This is a genomic window from Peribacillus sp. SIMBA_075, assembly GCF_046534585.1.
Genome location: NZ_JAWRYN010001416.1, coordinates 1 through 243, shown reverse-complemented (window position 1 = coordinate 243; position 243 = coordinate 1). Strand labels below are relative to the sequence as shown.

The following is a 243-nucleotide window of genomic DNA, read 5'->3' as shown; positions in this document are numbered from 1 at the left end:
GGTAGCGACCGGAGCCGGACCAGGCGCCGTAGGAGCACGCGCCGAGCCGGACCGGTGCCGAGACCGCCTTCTCCCCGCCCGTGGACGTCGCCCCCGCCGGACTGGACGTCACCGTTCCCCCGCCGAGCGGGACGGTGAGGAGGCTGTTCGCCGTGGCGACGAGGGCGACGGAGTCGTCCTGACCCGGCTGCTGCAGCTTCAGCCCCTTCGCGGGGAGGGCGACGGTCGTCCCTCCGCCGGTGA

1 protein-coding gene is annotated in these 243 nt (G+C 75.3%); it reads right to left on the bottom strand.

Features of this window, described 5'->3' with window-relative positions:
* Nucleotides 1-243, bottom strand: a 243-nt coding sequence (locus tag SB775_RS33015; RefSeq protein ID WP_410865507.1) for a hypothetical protein, incomplete at both ends; no start/stop codon positions are given.